Below are 18,511 nucleotides of genomic sequence, written 5' to 3'. Positions count from 1 at the left end.
CCTATGAAACCCGTGCCTGAACTTTCCGTAGTGATTCGAGGCGGCGATATTAATGACTGGCTATGCAAAACAGTTGAGTCTACCCTCAACAGTCAGGGCCTTAACCTTGAAATTATTTTGGTCCTCAATAGCCCAGATGTCCCATTAAAGGGTGAAGCCCTTGAGTCTCAGGAAAGAGCCTACAGCTGGCTTCAGGACCCACGACTGACTGTGCTTAGGTACGACCGCTACATCGGTGTTTCAAACGCTATGAGAGTTGGTTGTGAAAATGCTCGGGCGGATTTCATCGCTAACGTGGATGGCGATGATCTGGTGGATTCAACCAAATTCCGCACCCAACTGGACTATCTGGCTACCCATCCTCAGTGTGTTCTTGTGGGTACCGGTGGATGCCTAATCGACGGTACCGGTCAGGTTACCGGCCATTTTAAAATCCCTCTCGGTGATGATGTGCGCCGAAGTATGCTTCTGCTGAACCCCATACCTCACTCTTCTATCGTTATGCGCGCCCAGGCCTACAAGGAGGTCGGCGGATACCGTCAGGACCTGGAACAGTTCGAGGACTATGATCTCTTCTTGCGGCTAGCCAGATTAGGCGCTGTAGCCACTCTGCCTGGGCCTGGTATCAGCTACCGTGTGCACTCGGAAAATATCAGTAAGGGTGCAGGTGCCCGGGGTAGACATATCAAGGTAGTGGCTCAGGGACGCCGTCAGCTGGCTAAGGTGCTGGGTGTTCCACAGTTCCTTGCTCTGCCCCAGCACTTTATCTGGCGAGCTGTTCAGTTTATCCGGGTAGCTGGCCTTATCCGACCTTTGCACGAGTACTTTAAATTTTTGTAGGTAAGGTCTACTGCCTAGAACGGAAGAGGGCCTGCATTCCAGCAAGATGCACCGCTGCACCTACCAGCGGGCTAGATATGAGGGCAAGCAAGGTTCTGGCCTCTAGCCCTAAAGGGAAGATGAGGCAGACCAAAGCGGTGAGAAGGGTGGCGACCCACCCGAGCAGGTAAATACGGTGTGCCCCCATAGCCAGGGCCGCCGTCCCTGAGAGGGTAGTAAGAGCTAACAGGGCTGCTGCGAAGGTTAAGGCGGCCAAGAAGGGGCCAGTCAGTTGCCCAGCGTACTGTGTATAAATCAGATCGAAGAGCAAGGGGCCGATGAGCCAGGCCGCTAAGGCACCCACCACTCCCAGGCCGACTAAGCCCGCTAGGGGTTTAGCTAGAATCCTTGCGGGGCTTTGACTTTGGGTGATGAAGTAGGAGACCGCCACACCCTGAAAAGCCTGAAGAGGGAGCATAATGGGGGCTCTAGTGATGGATATACCCAGAATGATTGCCGCCATCAGGGTAGCTTCTTTTGCTGAGCTGGTGGAACTGGTGGCTTCAAGAAATACGGGGAAGCCCGTAGACATGGCGGCCATAGCCAGAGCCGTTCCTACCGCCAGCATCATGCTGATATAGGTAGTCCTTAGATTACCGCTCAGGCGAATCGTGAGTGTGGAGCGAATCTGCGGTGAGAAAAGGATAAAGAAGATCCACAAAAAAGCGGTAGCTAAAAAGGATAGCTGGAAGCCTAGCGGACCTGCTCCGGTCACCGATGCAAGGTAGGTGCACAGCAAACAGAAGATACCGCCGGTAGCGATCAGAAGAGCATATTCGGTCCAGGCTCGGATCCCAGCGGCTGCACCGATAAAGTAAACGTGGCAGGCGTAAACGGTGGTGGTCAAGGCGATCAGGAGGGCTGATCGAAGGTCCTTAGCCGGAAGCACCGTCCCTAACCATACGGGAGTGAGGGCGAGGAAAACCAGGGAGCAGGTGACACCAACGAGCACTGCAGCTAGAAGGGGGTTATAGGTTGGTGAGCTACTGGAGTGCTGGTTTTTGAGACCTGTCCCAGCCCGGTCTTGCTGGGCAAGCCCCAGGAGCCTGGCTGATTCCTGTTGGACACCCAGAAGTGTTGCAAAGACAAGGGAGGTAAGGGACCAGAAAACGAGGAAGTCCTTGCCCTCCTGAGGTCCCAGGGAGCGGGTTGCAAGCCAGGTGACAATAAAAGTGGAGACGGCGCTAATAACTGATGAGCCGGTGATAAAAAGAGACTGCCCCTTGCTGATGACAGGTTGCTTGGATAAATCCTGCTTCACGAGCCCTCCAGTTTGATTCCTCATAGCCTTTAGTCCCTCTAGTCTAGTGGTGGTGAGGCTGTCGCCCGGTGCCGTATCATGGTTCTGTGACCAATCCTTCCTCCCCCAAGCCTGACCAAGGTGTAGCCGTCCTGTCGGTAGTGGTTCCTGCTTACAACGAAAGCGAAGGTATCAGAACATTCCATGAGATGCTACTGATACCGGCGCTTGACGAGATGCGCGAGGAGCTGAGCCGATTGGGGCAGGTCCCCTATGAAGTGGTTTACGTGAATGATGGTAGCTCTGACAGTACATTAGCTGAACTCCACGCTCTTGCAGACCAAAAAGAGAACATAAGGGTCGTTAACCTCTCGCGTAATTTTGGTAAAGAAATTGCCACAACTGCTGGTATTGAAGCAGCTACCGGTCAGGCTGTGGTGATGATGGACGCAGACGGACAGCACCCGCCTGCCTATCTACCAGAGTTCATAAGGCTCTGGCAGGGTGGGGCCCAGGTCGTTGTAGGGGTTCGCTCTAACGATGCTGGCGGCTTCTTTAAAACCCAAGGTTCCCGCTACTTTTACCGCATCCTCAACTCAATTTCTGATAGCCAAACTGTGCCTCGGTCTACTGACTATCGCCTACTTGATCGGGGCGTGGTCGATGAGTTCCTCCGCCTAGGTGAGCGTAAACGCATCACTCGGGGGCTCATTGATTGGCTAGGTTTTAGGCGAGAGTACATTGAGTTTGAGGCTCCAGAGCGTCTGGCCGGCGAAGCCACCTATGATATGCGCAAACTGGTAGGTCTTGCACTTAATAGCTTTACCACGATGAGCATTAAACCGCTCTTTATTTTTGGCTATCTAGGGGTCATGATTACCCTGGTAGCATTCATCACCGGTATTTCCATTATCGTGCAACAGTTTATGATGGGTGACCCGCTGGGGTGGGACATTACTGGGTCAGCTATGGTGGGCATCCTGGTGGCCTTTCTCGTAGGTATCTTGTTGATAGCTCAGGGGATTCTCGCGGTGTATATGTCACATATCTACGTGCAGGCTCAAGGGCGGCCTCTCTATGTGGTTGATCGTTCCTCATCACGCAATCTGGCAAGGTAAACCATGCTCGGTTTAATCCGTAAAAATCAGACCTTGGTGCGTTACGTTCTAGTGGGCGGAGTCGGCGTACTATTTGAGCTTGCGGTCATCTTCGTGATGATCCGGGTATTCACTGCAAGTGATAGTCTCGCGGTCACCGCGAGCTACTGGCTCGGCGTTATTTTCTCTTTCTTACTGCAGAAATTTTTTGCGTTTGAGAATAAGGACGTTCGTGCTAAAACCGTGAGCTACCAAACCGCTGCGTTTGCAGTTCTGCTTGGGTTTAATTACCTCTTTACCTTGGTTTTTGTGCATTTTACGGCCGAGTTTTTAGGGATCTATCTTTCCCGTATGGTTGCACTAGCCATTACAACCGGCTGGAACTTCTTTGTCTATAAATTAATTATCTTTAGAAAGCCAAGCCATGTCTCATAGCTCTCATACCCGCGCTGTAACTAGTAGGCTTTCAAGGGTAGCGGCTACGATACTTGCTGCTGCCGCTCTTGTGGCGTTTGGAACCTTTACCTACTTTGCCACTCAGGCAAGTATCATTGCCGATGACTTTAGCTACTTTCATGCCTATGAGCAGGCGGGTAATCCTATAAGTTATGTCACCCACCACTATATGACCCATAATGGGCGGTTGGGGCAGGCCGCCTTCTTTGCCTTTGCCTACGCAGTCTTTGGTCAGGCCTCCTTGCAGATTGTGCCTGTTTTTATGCTGGTCATGATCGTTTCTTTGGTGGCTTATATGGTGCGCCGTCTAGTGGCGCTGACTGTGGCGCCGCTAGTTGTCTCCTATAGCGTAGCTGCCCTCTTCACCGTAGGCGCTTTGATACTCACCCCGAGTATGTTTGATTCCTTCCTCTGGCTTACCTCAAGCACCGTATATCTGGGTGGCCTTACCTTTACACTGTTGGCCTTTTCTCTGGCGCTGTCGATGAGTTTCAAAGACGTGCGGCTACCGGGTATTTTAGTGTTGTTCCTGGTGACGCTGTGGGCGGGTATGTTCACTGAGCCCCTAACTGTCTGCACCGGTCTTACCGGGTTTGTCATACTCTTGAGTGGAGTTTTTACGGGTAAGGGCGCCATGCGCCGTCTTGGCCTTCCCCTGTGGCTGGGCTCAATTGTAGCCTTTGCGCTCATTTATTTTTCCCCGGGTACAGCAGCTCGCCGTGAGTACTATGGGACTGATATTTCTATTGGAGAGATTCTTAAGAGTCTCCCCGCGAACTTCCGCCTCTTCACAGAGCACTCGCAAGAGTGGGGGTATCTACTTGTTGTGGCCGCAGCTTTAGCTGTTTATGGTTTTGCTTCAACCCAGTGGCACGAAAACCTCAAGTTCAGAAAACTACTAATGGTTACCGTACTGGTATTCCTCTTTTATTTTGTGGGCCAAATTTTTATTGCTCGAACAGGTAGCCCCGAGATTGCACTAAGAACCTTCACAAACCCCACTTTCGCTCTAGCAAGCTGCTGTGCCCTGGTTGTACTTGCGCTGGTTCGACTCCTAGCACCTCGGAAGGAACAACAATCGGTGGTGCTGGTGTTGCCTTGCATTCTTCTGGGCCTTTCATTAATTTCGGCGGTGACGTATGTTCAAACTGTCTCTCAGGCACTTACCATGCGCGCTACTCAACTTGAGGTACGCGCTCAATCTGTAGCCGACCAACTGGCATCTGGAGACGCCCATTCGCCGGTTGAGCTAAAGCCACTCAATACTCCCTTGGTGAGTGAGGCTGTTGATCTTAACTACAGCGATGTGCCCCAGATTGAATGGGTCCTTGATGCGATTAGCACCTGGTACGGGGTAGAAACTGAGCGGGTAGTCATTGGACAGGAGCCGCAAGGCTACTGCCTGCCTGCAAGCCCTATCGTCAAGTCGTGGATGACATGCAATATGCCTTAGGGGTCCGTGAATACTATTTTTGCAACGGCTAATAGCGGGGTGTGATAGGATTCCTCAGTTATTGGCTTGAGATTTGATAGAAAACTTGGGATATCCGATACGGCCTGGCCTAGCAGATAGTGTTAAGAGATGAATCAGAGACCGCGTAGACAGCATAAGCCCCTCGGTAGCTTGGTGGAACAACCTAAATTCAGGCTAGAAGTGCAGGGCCTGCGTTCTTTGGCTGTGCTCCTGGTTGTCATGTACCATGTCTGGTTTGGCAGAGTCTCAGGCGGTGTGGATGTCTTTCTTTTCATCTCTGCCTTCCTGCTGTCTCTTTCCTCTCTGCGCAAAATTCAAGAAGGTCAGCCCCTAAAAATCCTTAGCTACTGGCTCCATGTCTTTCAGCGCTTGCTCCCGGCTGCCGCAACGGTGATTGTTGCCACCCTACTGGCAAGCTACTTTGTTATTGTTCCCTCACGCTGGGCCTCCATACTGGCGGATGCCAAAGCTTCCATCTTCTATTACCTTAACTGGCGACTGGCCTTCAACGCCGTGGACTACTACGCCCAGGACGCCACCCTCAAGACACCATTCCAGCACTTCTGGTCGCTCTCCATGCAGGGACAAATTTTTATTCTCTGGCCCCTGCTTTTTGCTCTGGTAGCTTTCCTGGTCGGTTATCTACGCCTTAAAGTCTTACCGACAGCCCTCTTTGTCTTTGGTCCTATCTTTGTTCTCTCTTTGACTTTCTCTATCTTGGAGACCGGTTCGAACCAGGGCTTTGCCTACTTCGATACTCGGACCCGCCTGTGGGAGTTCGCTGCGGGCACTCTGTTGGCTATTGTTCTTCTTTCATGGCGCGTGCCCCAATTCATTAAAGTCCCGATGGGTTGGGCTGGCGTGATTGGCCTTGTCACTTGTGGATGGCTTTTACCTGTTCAGCAGGCCTTTCCCGGCTACCTAGCTCTCTGGCCCCTGCTCTCCGGTGCTTTCGTGATTGCGGCCGGGCAGACCGGCTCACCTTTTGGAGCAGATAGGTTGCTATCCGCTAAGCCCTTTCAAAAAATGGGTGCTATCTCCTACTGCCTCTACCTGGTGCATTGGCCGCTACTGATTCTTTATACTTCCTGGGCCCGAAAACCTCAGGCAGGCTGGTTTGACGGTGCTCTCATTATCCTGATCTCCCTGGTCCTTGCCTGGTTGCTTCATAAGGGTGTTGAAAGGCCGCTGAGAGCCTGGGAGAAAAAGTCAGGTGCTACTCCCTTTACTTCCCCTGCTGGAGCAGCAGATAGGCACCAGATGCCCTGGTCTAGTGTGGTCCGGGTAAGTGTAACCCGTCTGATTCGCCCGGCCTCATTAATTCTTCTTTGCTTGGCACTAGCGGGAGGCCTGGTGTTTGGCGGGCAGAAGTGGCTTGAGGCGAAATCGGTTCAGTGGGCCTCAAATGAACAGTACGCCGGGAGTGAGCGATTCCCTGGCGCCCTCGCTAAAAACGTAAACCAGAGGTATACGGACCCGGCTATCCCAATGACTACAGACGGCCAGCTCCCCCCCTTTGGTGAAAGTTGTTTGGATTACCCCGGTATTGATAACGAGTATCTCGATTCAGGCGTTGAGACCAGCATCTGCCGCATGAAACTATACGGAGACCTGGATGCTCCTCTGACCGTGGTGGTCGGAGACTCCCATGCCCACCACCTGGTCTACCCCCTGATGGAGGGTATCGCCCGGGCAACGAACACTAACCTCATCTTGCTCTTCCGCCCGGGTTGCCGTTTCTCGCTCACCTCAGACCCTGCTGAGCCAGGATCATGCCAGGACTACAACCAGATTGTCTACCAGCAGTTGCTGGAATTGCACCCTGATAATGTGGCTTTGGTTTCTACCCGCACCTCCAGAGAATCCAATGAAGAAATTTTTACACCCAACTTGGAGCCAGCACTTGCTGGGCTCACCTCTGAGGGGATTAACGTCATAGGCGTCCGGGACAACCCCCGTTGGACAGAGAATAAGTTTGAGTGTGCACAATCTAACCGGCAGAACCCCGCCTCATGTGGCGCTCCCCGGCAAGACAAGATGGCTGCGACCGACCCCAGCATCGACATCATGGATCGTTATGATCACACCTACAGAGTCGATGTCACCGACGGTTTATGCCCGGATAACTATTGCAACTCCATTGTGGGCAACATCATTGTTTACATGGATGATAACCACCTGAATTGGTCCTTTTCTCAAACTTTGGTTGAGGAAGCAGACCGAGAGCTACGTGAACAGGGCTGGGATCCCTACGATTTACAGATTCCTTCCTCACAAGAACTGATACCCGCACCGTAATCGGCCCGTTACCTGATGGCAGGCTGAGAAAGTGCTAGCTCTCAAAGTGACCCCCGTGTGAAGACGCCCGGGGTTAGGCTCCTTATGCCTTTGAGCGGTCTCACTAAAATCTAGAGGTGGTAGTGTTGCGGTTCACTCCTACCCCCAAGCGGACTAAGATTAAATGACGCGCACCACCCCGCGCACCGATATCACAAAGAAGTGACATCTTCACCAGCGAAAGGCAAATTCTTGCGCACGAACGAACGCTCAGCCCTCTGGTCCGGCACCAATGACTGGATCAACGATTACTACCGTCACAGCTCAGCAGACGAGCTTGAAGGGCTGACCGACCAACAACTCACTGACCTTGCCCAAGCACACCGGTCCCTAGCTGCCGTCCGCGCACCGGGCCAGGCTATTGTCTCCCTCCAGAACGACGACAGCGGCAGCACCCTCTACATCGTGGTCGATGACACCAGCTTCCTCGTCTCCTCCATCACCGCCCAGATCGCAGCCCACTGGGGCGGTATCTCGGGCCTGGTTCACCCCACCTTCCTGGTAGAACGTAACGGTGCAGGTGAACTGGTCAACCTCACCGGCCCCGGCCTCAAACAGCCTGTAGCCAGCGGTGACACCGTCTCCATGCCCATCATCAGAGACGCTGCCAGCGGCAATATGGGGGCAGGGGCAACCGTCGAATCCTGGATCTCCGTCCGACTGACCACCCGCGTCGATGATGCCGCCACCGGGCAGTTGGAAGAAGAAATCCGCTCCGTCCTGACCGACGTACACCGCGCTGCCCGTGACAACGAAGCTATGGCTAGCCGTGTTCTAGATATCGCTGATAAGCTCAACGAGCTTTCCGGGGTCACCCTCGGCGGGGCCGAACACTACACCGGCACCATCAATTCCGATGCCGACCCCATGACCCGGGTGGAAGCCGCCCAAGAATTCCTGCGCTGGCTCACCAGAGGAAACTTCCTCTTCATGGGCATCAAAGAACGTGACCTGACCGGCCACTCCGGCGAAGTGCTCCTGACGGACCGCCCAGGCTCCGGCCTAGGCATCCTGGCCACTACGGGGGAAGGCGACCCCATCGTCCTCACCGGCCTGGGCCTAGAAAACGCCCGGAATCCGCGCCCCCTCTACATCACCAAAGCCAACTCCCGCTCCACCGTGCACCGCCACGAATACCTGGACTACATTGGGGTACGCGACTTTGACCGGTCCGGCAAGATTGTGGGCGAATACGTCATTCTGGGCCTGTTCTCCCGCCAGGCCTACTCGCTACCGGCGGTAGAAACCCCGCTGGTGCGTGAACGCATTGCCATTATGCGCCGACACCTGGGCTACCAGCCCGGCTCACACTCCGATAAGACCCTGGCTGGCATTATCGAAGACTACCCCCGCCTAGAACTGCTCCACGCCGACCTGGAAGAACTCACCGACACCTTCCGTGGCATTATGGGCCTAGAAGAACGCCGTACCACCCGCCTCTTCCTGCGCTCCGATACCTTTGGCCGGTTCGTTTCAGCCACCGTCTTCCTGCCCCGCGACCGCTACAACACCCAGGTTCGCCAGCGGCTCGAAGCGGTCTTCTATGAGTTCATCGACGTAGAGAGCCTAGACTTTGAGGTCTACCTCTCCACCTCATCGCTGGCCCGTATTTTCTTCCGCCTGCGCCTGGCAACCCCCAACGTCATTCCCAGCCTGGATGCACGGGAAATTGAACGCCGCCTACAGGCCACCACCCGCTCCTGGGGTGAAGCAACCGCCGCCGCCGTTGAAGGCGCTGTCCTTGGCCAAAAGCAAGACCCCGAAGCTAGCCGCCTGGCCGCATCCGCCTGGTCAGAAGCGGTACCCATGACCTACCGCGCCGACTACGAGGTTGAAAACGCGGTCGAAGACATGGCCATCTTTGAGTCCCTCAGTCAGGAACAGCCCGCCGCCGCCCGCATCGATGAACGCAAGGGCCGCACCCGCATCAAGACCTACCTGGCCTCGGCGCACACCCTGACCGAGCTACTGCCGGTCATGCAGAACATGGGCCTGGTCGTCATTGACCAAAAACCCTACGAAATCACCCCTGCTGACGGACGAGTATTCTCCCTCTACGACTTCGGCGTAGAACTACCCCAAGGGGTCGATATCCAGGCAGTTGCAGGGCTCTACCAGGATGCCCTCAACGCCTACCTGCTGGGCAAGCGCGAATCTGACAGCCTGGACCGCCTCATCCTCATTGAAGAACTCACCTGGGAACAGGTCGCTATCCTGCGTGCCTACACCCACTACCTGGTCCAGCTGGGCCAGGTCTACTCCGCAGAGTTTATGTCCGACACCCTGCTGGGTTACCCTGCGGCCACCCGCCTGCTTGCCCGCTACTTCGCGGTCAGCTTCGACCCCGACGCCAGCTACAGCCCAGCAGAGGAACGAGAAGCCAAGCGCGAACAGGTCTGGGCCGAACTTACCACCGCCCTGGATGCCATCCCCACCCTCGATGTGGACCGCTTCATGCGCTCACTTGCCACCGTCATGAAGGCAACCCTGCGCACCAACGCCTACCTGGACCGCCCCGCCCTCGCTTTCAAGGTGGCACCCGGCCAGATTGACTTTGCGCCCCTACCCCGGCCCACCTTCGAAATCTTCGTCTACTCACCGCGCGTTGAGGGCGTTCACCTGCGCTTTGGCCCCGTAGCCCGCGGCGGCCTGCGCTGGTCCGACCGCCGTGAAGACTTCCGCACCGAGGTCCTGGGCCTGGTCAAGGCGCAGATGGTCAAAAACGCGGTCATTATCCCCACCGGTGCTAAGGGTGGCTTCTACCCCAAGCAGCTCCCCAACCCCGCACTTGACCGCGACGCCTGGATCACGGAGGGCCGCGAATCCTACAAGGTCTTCATCGCCTCCCTGCTCGATGTCACCGACAACCTCTCTATCGAGGCCGACGGCACCGAAACCGTAGTACACAACCCCCGCGTCCTGGCCCGTGACGGCGACGACTACTACCTGGTCGTTGCGGCCGATAAGGGCACCGCCTCCTTCTCCGATACCGCCAACGCCATTAGCGCCGAATACGGCTTCTGGCTGGGCGATGCCTTTGCTTCCGGCGGTTCGGTAGGCTACGACCACAAGGCTATGGGCATCACCGCACGCGGCGCCTGGGAATCCGTCAAGCGGCACTTTGCCGAACTCGGTATCGACTGCCAGACCCAGGAGTTCACCGCCGTAGGTATCGGCGATATGAGCGGGGACGTCTTTGGCAACGGCCTGATGCGCTCACGCGCCACCCGCCTGGTTGCGGCCTTTGACCACCGGGATATCTTCCTGGACCCCTCACCGCATGCTGACGTCTCCTTTGAGGAACGTGTTCGCCTCTACAACCTGCCCCGCTCCTCCTGGCAGGACTACAATCCCGAGCTGATTTCTGAGGGCGGCGGTGTCTACTCTCGCGGCGCTAAGTCCATTCCCATCTCTCCCCAGGTGCGTGAGGTTCTGGGGCTGGGTGAGGATATTACCCAGCTCTCACCGCCCGAACTGCTCTCCGCCATTCTTAAGGCCCCGGTTGATCTGCTCTACAACGGCGGCATCGGTACCTATGTGAAGGCTTCCAGTGAGAACCACGCGGCCGCGGGTGATAAGGCCAACGACGCTATCCGCGTGGACGGCCGCGACCTGCGAGCTAAGATTGTGGGCGAGGGCGGCAACCTGGGCTTCACTCAGCTAGGTCGCATTGAGGCCGCACGCGCAGGCGTCCTGCTCAATACCGATGCTATCGATAACTCAGCCGGCGTGGAAACCTCTGACCGCGAGGTTAATATCAAGATTCTGGTGGACCGCCTGGTGGCTGCCGGTGAGCTTGCCGCTGAGGAACGCGCGGCTTTCATTGAAGCCCAGCGTGAGGATGTTGGTGCCCAGGTTCTGCTGACCAACCGGGAACAGAACGTGCTTTTGCAGGCTGAGCGCCACGGCACCGCCCCCGGTATTGAGGTCTATATCCGACTGATTCACGACCTGGAAGAGAAGGCCGGGCTGAACCGTGCTGTCGAGTTCCTGCCTACCGATGAGGAAATTCGCAGCCGCTACGAGGCGACCGGTGAGATGCTCAACGGCCCGGAACTGGCTGTGCTGGCGGCCTACGTCAAGATTCACCTGACCGCCGAGTTGGAGAAGACTGACCTGGCCGATGACCCCTACCTGGCCCGTATTTTGACCGACTACTTCCCGCCTGCCCTGGTGGAGCGTTTTGGGGAACATCTGGCTTCGCACCCGCTGCGTCAGCAGATTATTTGTACCCGTGTCGCCAATGAGATGGTGAACCTGGGTGGCATTACCCACGTCTTCCGGGCTGTGGAAGAAACCGGGGTGGGGGTTGATGCGATTGCCCGCGCCTTCTATGTTTCCCGTGAAACATTTGGCATTGGCAACTCTGCACGGTTGCATCGTGAGCTTCCTGCTTCAACTCCCTTGGAGGGGTGGCTGGCTGTTATCCGTGACTGGCAGCGCGTGTTGGACCGCCTAGCCCGCTGGTTTGCCGCTGAACGCTCGGTGGTGGTGGGCACCCCCATTGCTGACATGATTGAGCGCTTCAAGCCCGTTGCCGAACTCATCCCCTCACTCAATGACTACTTTGCAGACGACACACGAGCCAGAGTGCGCGCTATGCGTAACCAGGCAGAGGCCTGGAATCTACCCGAAGAGCTCACGGTCAACTGGATTCGCGAGTTTGAGGCATTTGCTCTTATGGACGTGGTACGTGCGGCAGAAGACCACAACCTGTCCACCGAGCAAATGGCCCGCGTCTACTACTCGGTCTATGACCGCTTCCAGGTAGATATGCTCCTGACCACTATCTCGACTCTGCCCCGTGCAGACCGGTGGGAGACTCTGGCTCGCTCATCACTGCGCGATGACCTCTACGAGATTGCCGCTAAGCTGGCCCTGCGTGTGCTCCAGGAAACCGGGCAGGGCGTAGTAGCGGGCACCGAGAACGGCGATCTTGCCGTAGCCCGCTGGGTAGAGAAGCACCCGGTTCGTATGGGCCGTGTGGACACCATGCTGGCTGAGATTCAGCAGGCTGCCCCCGGCGCCGACGGCCGCCCCCGCCTGGCGGTACTCCAGGTAGCCCTGCGTACCCTGCGCGGTGCCGTGAGCTAGACGGAAGATCTCCTCACTGCAAGGCGAAATAGCTAGTAGACAGCGGCCCCGGGGAATGTTCCCCCGGGGCCGCTACTTTCTGACAGGGGCTCAGCTAGGCGGCGTAGAGCTCATCAATGACCTGACCGAAGCGCTTAGAAAGCGCTGTGCGCCTGAGCTTCTGCGTGGGGGTTATAAGCTCCGGGTCCTGATCATCTAGCTCAATGACCTTAAAACGGCGGACCTGCTCACTGCGGGCCACCAGGGAATTAGCATCTTCAACCAGCTTCTGGATAGCCTGAGCGCAAGCCGCCTGAGGTAGTGCCCGGCCATCTTCGCTGGGCACTATCAGGGCAACAAGGTAGGGTCTCTTATCTCCTATCATGATCGCGTGTTCCACCAGTGGGCTGGCGGTAACCGCCTCCTCCCAGGTAAAAGGCGATATGGACTTGCCGCCGGCTGTTGTAATTTCATCTTTGAGTCGCCCGCGAATGGTCAGGTAGCCGTCCGCGTCTAGGGAACCCAGGTCACCGGTTCTCAGGTAGCCGTCTTCGGTAAAAGCCAGCTGATCCCAAGAACTATCTGTGTAGCCCGAAATCACACCGATGCCCCGCGCTAAGACCTCCCCTTCCTCGCTAATGCGGATCTCTGCGCCGGGCAGGGGTAAACCTACCGTCCCTGAGCGGATAGCACCTGGCCTGTTACCAGCCAGTGGGGCGGTAGTCTCGGTCAGGCCGTAGCCCTCCACCACCGGAACCTTCATGCCCGCAAAAAGTAGTGATAGCTCACGAGCTAGGGGAGCACCGCCTGAGAGTATCCATTCAATTTTTCCTCCCAGCAAGGAACGCACCCTGCTAAAGAAGAGCGCATCGTATGCGGCCCTAGCGAAAAGAAGCGGCCGACCGGGGCGTACCCCCTGCTCCTGCGCTCGGGCTACAGCCAAGGCGGTTCGCTCGGCGGCCTGCCACACCCTGCCCAGGTGCTTAGCCTGCGCCTGCTTGGACACCGCATCTCCTACCTTCTCTAAGACGCGCGGAACCACCACTAAGAAGGTGGGCTGGGTATGCGGTAGCTGCGAAATCAGCTCCTTGGGGTTTGAAAGGTGGGCGATCCGCATCCCCTTGACCAGGCACACCAGCTGTAAGCCTCGCGCCAGAACATGAGCCAGTGGCAGGAAAATAACCGTCCTGCCCTGTTCATGAACAATCTCCGAGTAGGCAGCTGCAACGTTGAGAACCTGCCCCATCATATTCAGGTGGCTAATTTTTACGCCCTTGGGCGCCCCACTGGTCCCCGAGGTGTAGACCAGGGTAACGATATCTGCGGGCCTCAGCTGAGCTCGGCGCTGGTCCACCTGCACCTGTTCAAGGCCCCGCCCTGCCTCCTCCAGATCGGCCAGACAGGGGTAAGCAAGCGAGCTTTCCCAGCACCAGATGGCAAGGTCCAGCCCGCGTTCTTCCCCTGCCTGAGTCAGGGTATCGGCATGCCCCTGCGACCCGGCAAAAGCAGCCACCACGCCGGCATCGGCCAGAATATCGCCCACCTGTTGGGGTGAGCTCGTGTCGTAGATGGGCACCACCTGGGCACCTGCATAGATCAGGGCGCAGTCAGCTACAGCCCACTCATAAACGGTGGGTGAGAAAAGAGCAACGCGGTCGCCCAAACCTATGCCCTGGGCTATTAGACCCGCCGCAACGGCCCGAACCTGCCGGTGAAACTCTGCTGTTGTGACATGCTTCCAGCCCTCAATGGCACCTGTAGACCCTCGCACCGGCAGATCAAAAGCAATGTGCTCAGGGTTCTGTGAAAGCCGTTCCTCTAAAACGTCACTGAGGTTACGGTACTTCTGCTCAGGATCAACCATCAAAGCTGATGAGACCGATGTCCGCTTTCTCACTAGTTCTTACCCTTAAGGCCCGGAATCAGCACAGGGGTGTTCCGCTTGTACTCCTCATAGGCCTCCTGGCCGCCCCAGCGTTCATCGGCACGAGCCTCCAGCTTGGGGATACCACTGACCTTAGTAAGAAGAAGAACCACCACAACAGGCGACAAGATAGTTACCCACTGCCAGCCCACCAGCAGGGGAGCAGCGGTCACCAAAACACCCACCCAAACCAGAATCTCGCCCAGATAGTTAGGGTGACGCGACACCGACCAGACCCCGCTTTGGATAAAGTCACCACGGTGGGCGGGGTCAGCCTTAAAGCGGCTCTTCTGGACATCGGCGGTTATCTCAAGAGCCATACCTACCAGCCACACCAGTACACCCAGATAGCTTACCCAGCCCAGCTCAGCATGGCGGCCTGAGGTAATGACCGCCCAGGCTGCACTCGCTGTTACCGCAACCCACAGCCCCTGCAAAGTCCAGGCGATAAAAAAGCGTACGGGGTCGGTTTTAATGTCGTCAAAGCGGCCGTCGCCCCCGCTGCGCATGACCCGAACCAGGAGGAAGAGGGACAGGCGGAGCGACCAGAGAATAACCATGGCCCCCAGCAGCCAGGCAAGAGGGCTCAGAGAGGAGGCAGCAAGCATCACAAAGAGGGTTCCTCCCACAAAGCCCACACCACCGGCAGCATCATAGAATTTCTCGGTCTTTAGGGCGTAGGCGGGGATGAAAAAGAGCCACTGAATCAGGTAGGACAGCACCACGGCGCTCGCAAAGAGCGGGAACCCACCCGCTAAGGTCTCACCCCGGTAGCTACCGCCGCTAGCTACCAGAGCAGAAATCAGGATGACTACCCCAAGTACGCTGACCAGTGCTTTTAATTTTTGAGACATATTTCCCTTACCTTTTCGCACCCGCTAGCTTGAGCGGTCCAGGGGTTATAAATATAGTTGCTGTTTCGAGTGCCCCGCACCCCCAGCTCAGAGCTGGTTCAGGCTGGTTTTACCGGAACCCACACCTGCATCTGAAAGTCTTGAGACGAGGGGTCACCCGGTCCGTAGGCTTCAAAGACTGGGCCGTTGGCCTTAAAACCAGCTTGGGGCAAGAAAGTCCCCATGAGGTGATCCACACCTGCCATAGTACTCATAGGCACAGCACCCTGAACAGTGGTCACAGCAAAATCGCCGCCATCCACCTTAAGGGCATTAAGCCCTAGAGCTTGAGCGGTCTCTAGGTTCTCCACCAGAATTCCCGCCATGTAGTCGAACTCGCCTGCGGCATTCATGCCCACAATGACACCCATGGAATGAACCTCTGGCATGGTAACACCGCGCTTCTGGGCGTGGTCGGTCAGCTTCTTCCAGAGTTCACCGATTCCAGCCCCCTGCTTGACGGTCTGGCGGAACCCCGCAATAAAGAACTCGTCCTTGTGCTCTACCCGCGCACCAATCATCGCCACTCCTTAGAAAATAAAATCAGCACTATTCTAGTGTCCAGCACCCAACGGCCGGTCAGCTGCCGCACCCGCATCCGCCGCATCCGCAGGTGGACTGCGACTCCACCAGGGGGTCACCGTCATCGGGCAGGCCCTGCCCGAAATCGCCGCCCATGAGGTTGCGGCGCCCGCCGATGTCGGGGCCACCCGTTGGTTTTTGGGTGACCCCCGCAAGGACGGCCGCAAAGCCAGCTGGCTCAAGGGTAGGTGTGCTTGCCGGAGCTTGGGCACCACCGGTCCCGCAGGCCGCAGCTGCTGCGTTCACCTTGGGTTGTTTGACCTCAGAAAAGTGCGAGAAACGGCGCATCTGCTCAGCAGTGGGGTACATATAAGACACCTTGACTAGGCCCTCCACCAGCAGGATGGGTAGGACCGCTTCCCCAGCCATAGCAATCTGATCCGATACCGGCTCACAGTCCCTAAAAGCAGAGGGGTAAGAGTCCGTGGAGTAGACGGCGATATCAAGACCGGCATCCAGGAGCTCCTGCGCCTGGCGCAAAAAATCCTGCCGGGCGCTATCGCCCGGGTCGTCAGGGTTTTGGCCGGGCGCTGGAATGAAAACTTCTAGAGCGGTGGTGCCGATGGTGTCCTTGGCGATACGGGCCACGGGTACTCCTTTGACGGGGTGTGCAAGGGTGCTAGCTCTTCTCCCAGCAGATATGAGAAGAAGTTAGACCCTAGCCTACGCCCAGATAGTGCCCCCGCGCCTCTAGTTACCTAGCTGCCGGTAAAGAATTTGCGCAGGGCGGAACGCAGGTTACCTTCGGGCTGCTTATCCTCACGCTGGGCTGTTACCTCACCCGGGGAGGCTGAGGTGAGTGACAGTTTCTTACCGCGCCTATCACGGGTGGGCATGAGGCTGGCGTCTGCCGCACGGTATTCCTCGCGCTGTTCCTTGGTGCCAAAGGCCAGGGTGCCAATAGCAGTGGCGATATTCTTCTGCTCCGGCGAAATCGGTGCGTAGGTCTTGCCGGGGTTAGTATTGTCGGCGCTGACCTCCGAAGCCTCAGACTGAACGGTTTCTGCCCGCTCCGGCTCATTGTCGGGTTGGGCGCCGTTGGCTTGTTCTTCTTGCCACTCGGCGCTGGGTGCCTTAGGGCTATCAGCCTCGGTCCCCTCAACATTGGTAGAGTACTCAGGCTCGTCGGCTTTGCTGGTTGCACCCGCCTGCTTACCTGAATCGGTAGCGGACCCGGCGGTAGCTTCAGTATCTGCTACGGGAGAGGATGCCTCGGTGGGGGCTTGACTAGAGAAGAGAGCGCTGGCATCTTCTGCGACCTTGGCCTCTCCAGGAGTAGCATCTTCTAGCGGCCCAGAAGTCTCCGCCTGCCCTGCTGTTCTCTGCTCGACGGTTTCAGCGTCGGTTTCACCCTCAGCAGGAGCCGGGTCAGCCAGCTCTTGGAGTGCCTGCCGGTAGCGGGACTCAGCCGGAAACCCTGCCCAGCCTAAGAGCGAGGGGAAGGCGATAGGGTCTACGGTGCCAACCCAGGCAACGGTTTGCCCAAACGGGCTTTCGTTCTGAGAAGTGCCCTGGGGAGCTTGGGCTCCTTGGTCGCCTCCAACCTCACCTACCACAAACTGGGCCAGTGAACTTGCAACCTGCACAGGGACGGAGGCCTCGCCAATAGGGCGCGCAATAATCTGACCGATAACACCGGCAGAACCTGGAGCCAGGTCGATGGCGTACAGGTGGCTATCGCTGTGGGCTATCTCGATCCACAGGCGGTGGTTCAATACAGCCTGCACGGTACCATCGTGGGTGGCCGGGGCCTTCCAGGGGGCACTGTCGAGGCTTGAAGCCCCGAAGTCAGCCTGTGGACTAGAGGCCAGCACATCGCGCCCCTGCGCCTGTGCAACCACACCTTCACGCACCAAAGCCCTGTAGAACTTGAGTTCGGGAGAAAAAGAAAAACCGCGTTCTCTTTCTTCGTTGGCAATCTCTTGGGGAGAATAGCCCGAAGTATGCCCACGGTCCATCAAAGCCGCGCGTAATTGCAGGCCATCAGCGGTGATAATCTGCTGGGGCTGAGCGGCCGGTGCCGGCTGGGAATCAGCGCTAGCAAGGGGTACCTGCTTGACGATCACCTGCCCGCCAGGGCTGCTATTGATGCGGACGGTGAAGGAGCCTGAAAAATCTTCAGACCGGGCTATATCAAGGGCGGCAACTGTAACCGCTTGGGCGTAGTCGGTTGGAACCGGCCTATCAGCGCCCCCGGTCACAGAGGTGCGGACGGTATCGACAGCGCCCTCGTGCACTCTCAGGCGAAGCTCAAGAGGTAGCTGGTGTGCATCCGTGTACCACTGGGTCATCTGAGCAAGAGCTAAAAGGTGCGAGGGGAGCTCGGAGTGCGAATCAAAACTCATGGTCACTATTTTTGCACGTTTCCAGGGGGCTATGACCCGAATGACCGGTGGCTAGGGGAGATTACTTTTTGCCGTTCACCCCACAAACTTTAATAACGAAACATGACCCGCCCGTCGGCATGTGAGGCAGGCTACCTGCCTAGCAGGGGAGGGCGTAAGATGGATAGGACAGCCGCGAGACATTAGACACACAGTCACTGAAAGGTGAAAA

General features: G+C 57.0%; 12 protein-coding genes. 6 read left to right on the top strand and 6 right to left on the bottom strand.

Annotation, left to right across the window (positions count from 1 at the left end):
* Nucleotides 1–3: 3 nt before the first annotated feature.
* Nucleotides 4–840, top strand: a complete 837-nt coding sequence (locus ACN080_RS03390; protein WP_419113054.1) for a glycosyltransferase — start codon at nt 4–6, stop codon at nt 838–840.
* 7 nt (nt 841–847) lie between these two features.
* On the opposite strand, the gene ACN080_RS03385 is transcribed toward ACN080_RS03390, so the two are convergent.
* Nucleotides 848–2,140, bottom strand: a complete 1,293-nt coding sequence (locus ACN080_RS03385) for a hypothetical protein (protein WP_419105172.1) — start codon at nt 2,138–2,140, stop codon at nt 848–850.
* An 86-nt stretch (nt 2,141–2,226) separates the two neighbouring features.
* On the opposite strand from ACN080_RS03385, the gene ACN080_RS03380 reads away from it, so the two are divergent.
* The 5 genes from ACN080_RS03380 (at nt 2,227) to ACN080_RS03360 (ending at nt 12,577) form a co-directional block, all read left to right on the top strand.
* Nucleotides 2,227–3,237: a glycosyltransferase family 2 protein gene (locus ACN080_RS03380; protein WP_419113053.1), complete on the top strand. Its 1,011-nt coding sequence runs from the start codon at nt 2,227–2,229 to the stop codon at nt 3,235–3,237.
* A 3-nt stretch (nt 3,238–3,240) separates the two neighbouring features.
* Complete coding sequence (locus ACN080_RS03375) at nt 3,241–3,651, top strand: GtrA family protein (protein ID WP_419098831.1); 411 nt, start codon at nt 3,241–3,243, stop codon at nt 3,649–3,651.
* The gene (locus ACN080_RS03370; protein ID WP_419113052.1) at nt 3,641–5,125 is read left to right on the top strand and encodes a hypothetical protein; all 1,485 of its coding nucleotides are present in this window, start codon (nt 3,641–3,643) and stop codon (nt 5,123–5,125) included. Before ACN080_RS03375 ends, ACN080_RS03370 begins: the two co-directional genes overlap by 11 nt.
* A 174-nt stretch (nt 5,126–5,299) precedes the next feature.
* Nucleotides 5,300–7,444: an acyltransferase family protein gene (locus ACN080_RS03365; protein ID WP_419113051.1), complete on the top strand. Its 2,145-nt coding sequence runs from the start codon at nt 5,300–5,302 to the stop codon at nt 7,442–7,444.
* A 231-nt stretch (nt 7,445–7,675) separates the two neighbouring features.
* Nucleotides 7,676–12,577, top strand: coding sequence for an NAD-glutamate dehydrogenase (locus ACN080_RS03360; protein ID WP_419113050.1), 4,902 nt, complete (start codon nt 7,676–7,678; stop codon nt 12,575–12,577).
* Nucleotides 12,578–12,671: 94 nt separating this feature from the next.
* Here the strand turns inward: ACN080_RS03360 and ACN080_RS03355 are convergent, their stop codons facing one another.
* The 5 genes from ACN080_RS03355 to ACN080_RS03335 all read right to left on the bottom strand — a co-directional run bounded on the left by ACN080_RS03355 (nt 12,672) and on the right by ACN080_RS03335 (nt 18,300).
* A complete protein-coding gene (locus ACN080_RS03355; RefSeq protein WP_419113049.1) occupies nt 12,672–14,453 on the bottom strand; it encodes an AMP-dependent synthetase/ligase in 1,782 nt (593 codons plus the stop codon).
* Complete coding sequence (locus tag ACN080_RS03350) at nt 14,453–15,334, bottom strand: DUF1295 domain-containing protein (protein ID WP_419098836.1); 882 nt, start codon at nt 15,332–15,334, stop codon at nt 14,453–14,455. The genes ACN080_RS03355 and ACN080_RS03350 overlap by 1 nt, the downstream gene beginning before the upstream one ends.
* Before the next feature lie 98 nt (nt 15,335–15,432).
* Complete coding sequence (locus ACN080_RS03345) at nt 15,433–15,894, bottom strand: GyrI-like domain-containing protein (RefSeq protein ID WP_419113048.1); 462 nt, start codon at nt 15,892–15,894, stop codon at nt 15,433–15,435.
* A 58-nt stretch (nt 15,895–15,952) separates the two neighbouring features.
* Entirely contained in the window at nt 15,953–16,543 is a 591-nt protein-coding gene (locus tag ACN080_RS03340; protein WP_419113047.1) for an arsenic metallochaperone ArsD family protein, read from the bottom strand.
* Nucleotides 16,544–16,653: 110 nt separating this feature from the next.
* Complete coding sequence (locus ACN080_RS03335; RefSeq protein WP_419113046.1) at nt 16,654–18,300, bottom strand: hypothetical protein; 1,647 nt, start codon at nt 18,298–18,300, stop codon at nt 16,654–16,656.
* Nucleotides 18,301–18,511 lie beyond the last annotated feature (211 nt).

The organism is Rothia sp. CCM 9416 (genome assembly GCF_048513535.1).
GTDB lineage: Bacteria > Actinomycetota > Actinomycetes > Actinomycetales > Micrococcaceae > Rothia.
This window is presented reverse-complemented; position numbering and strand designations above follow the sequence as displayed.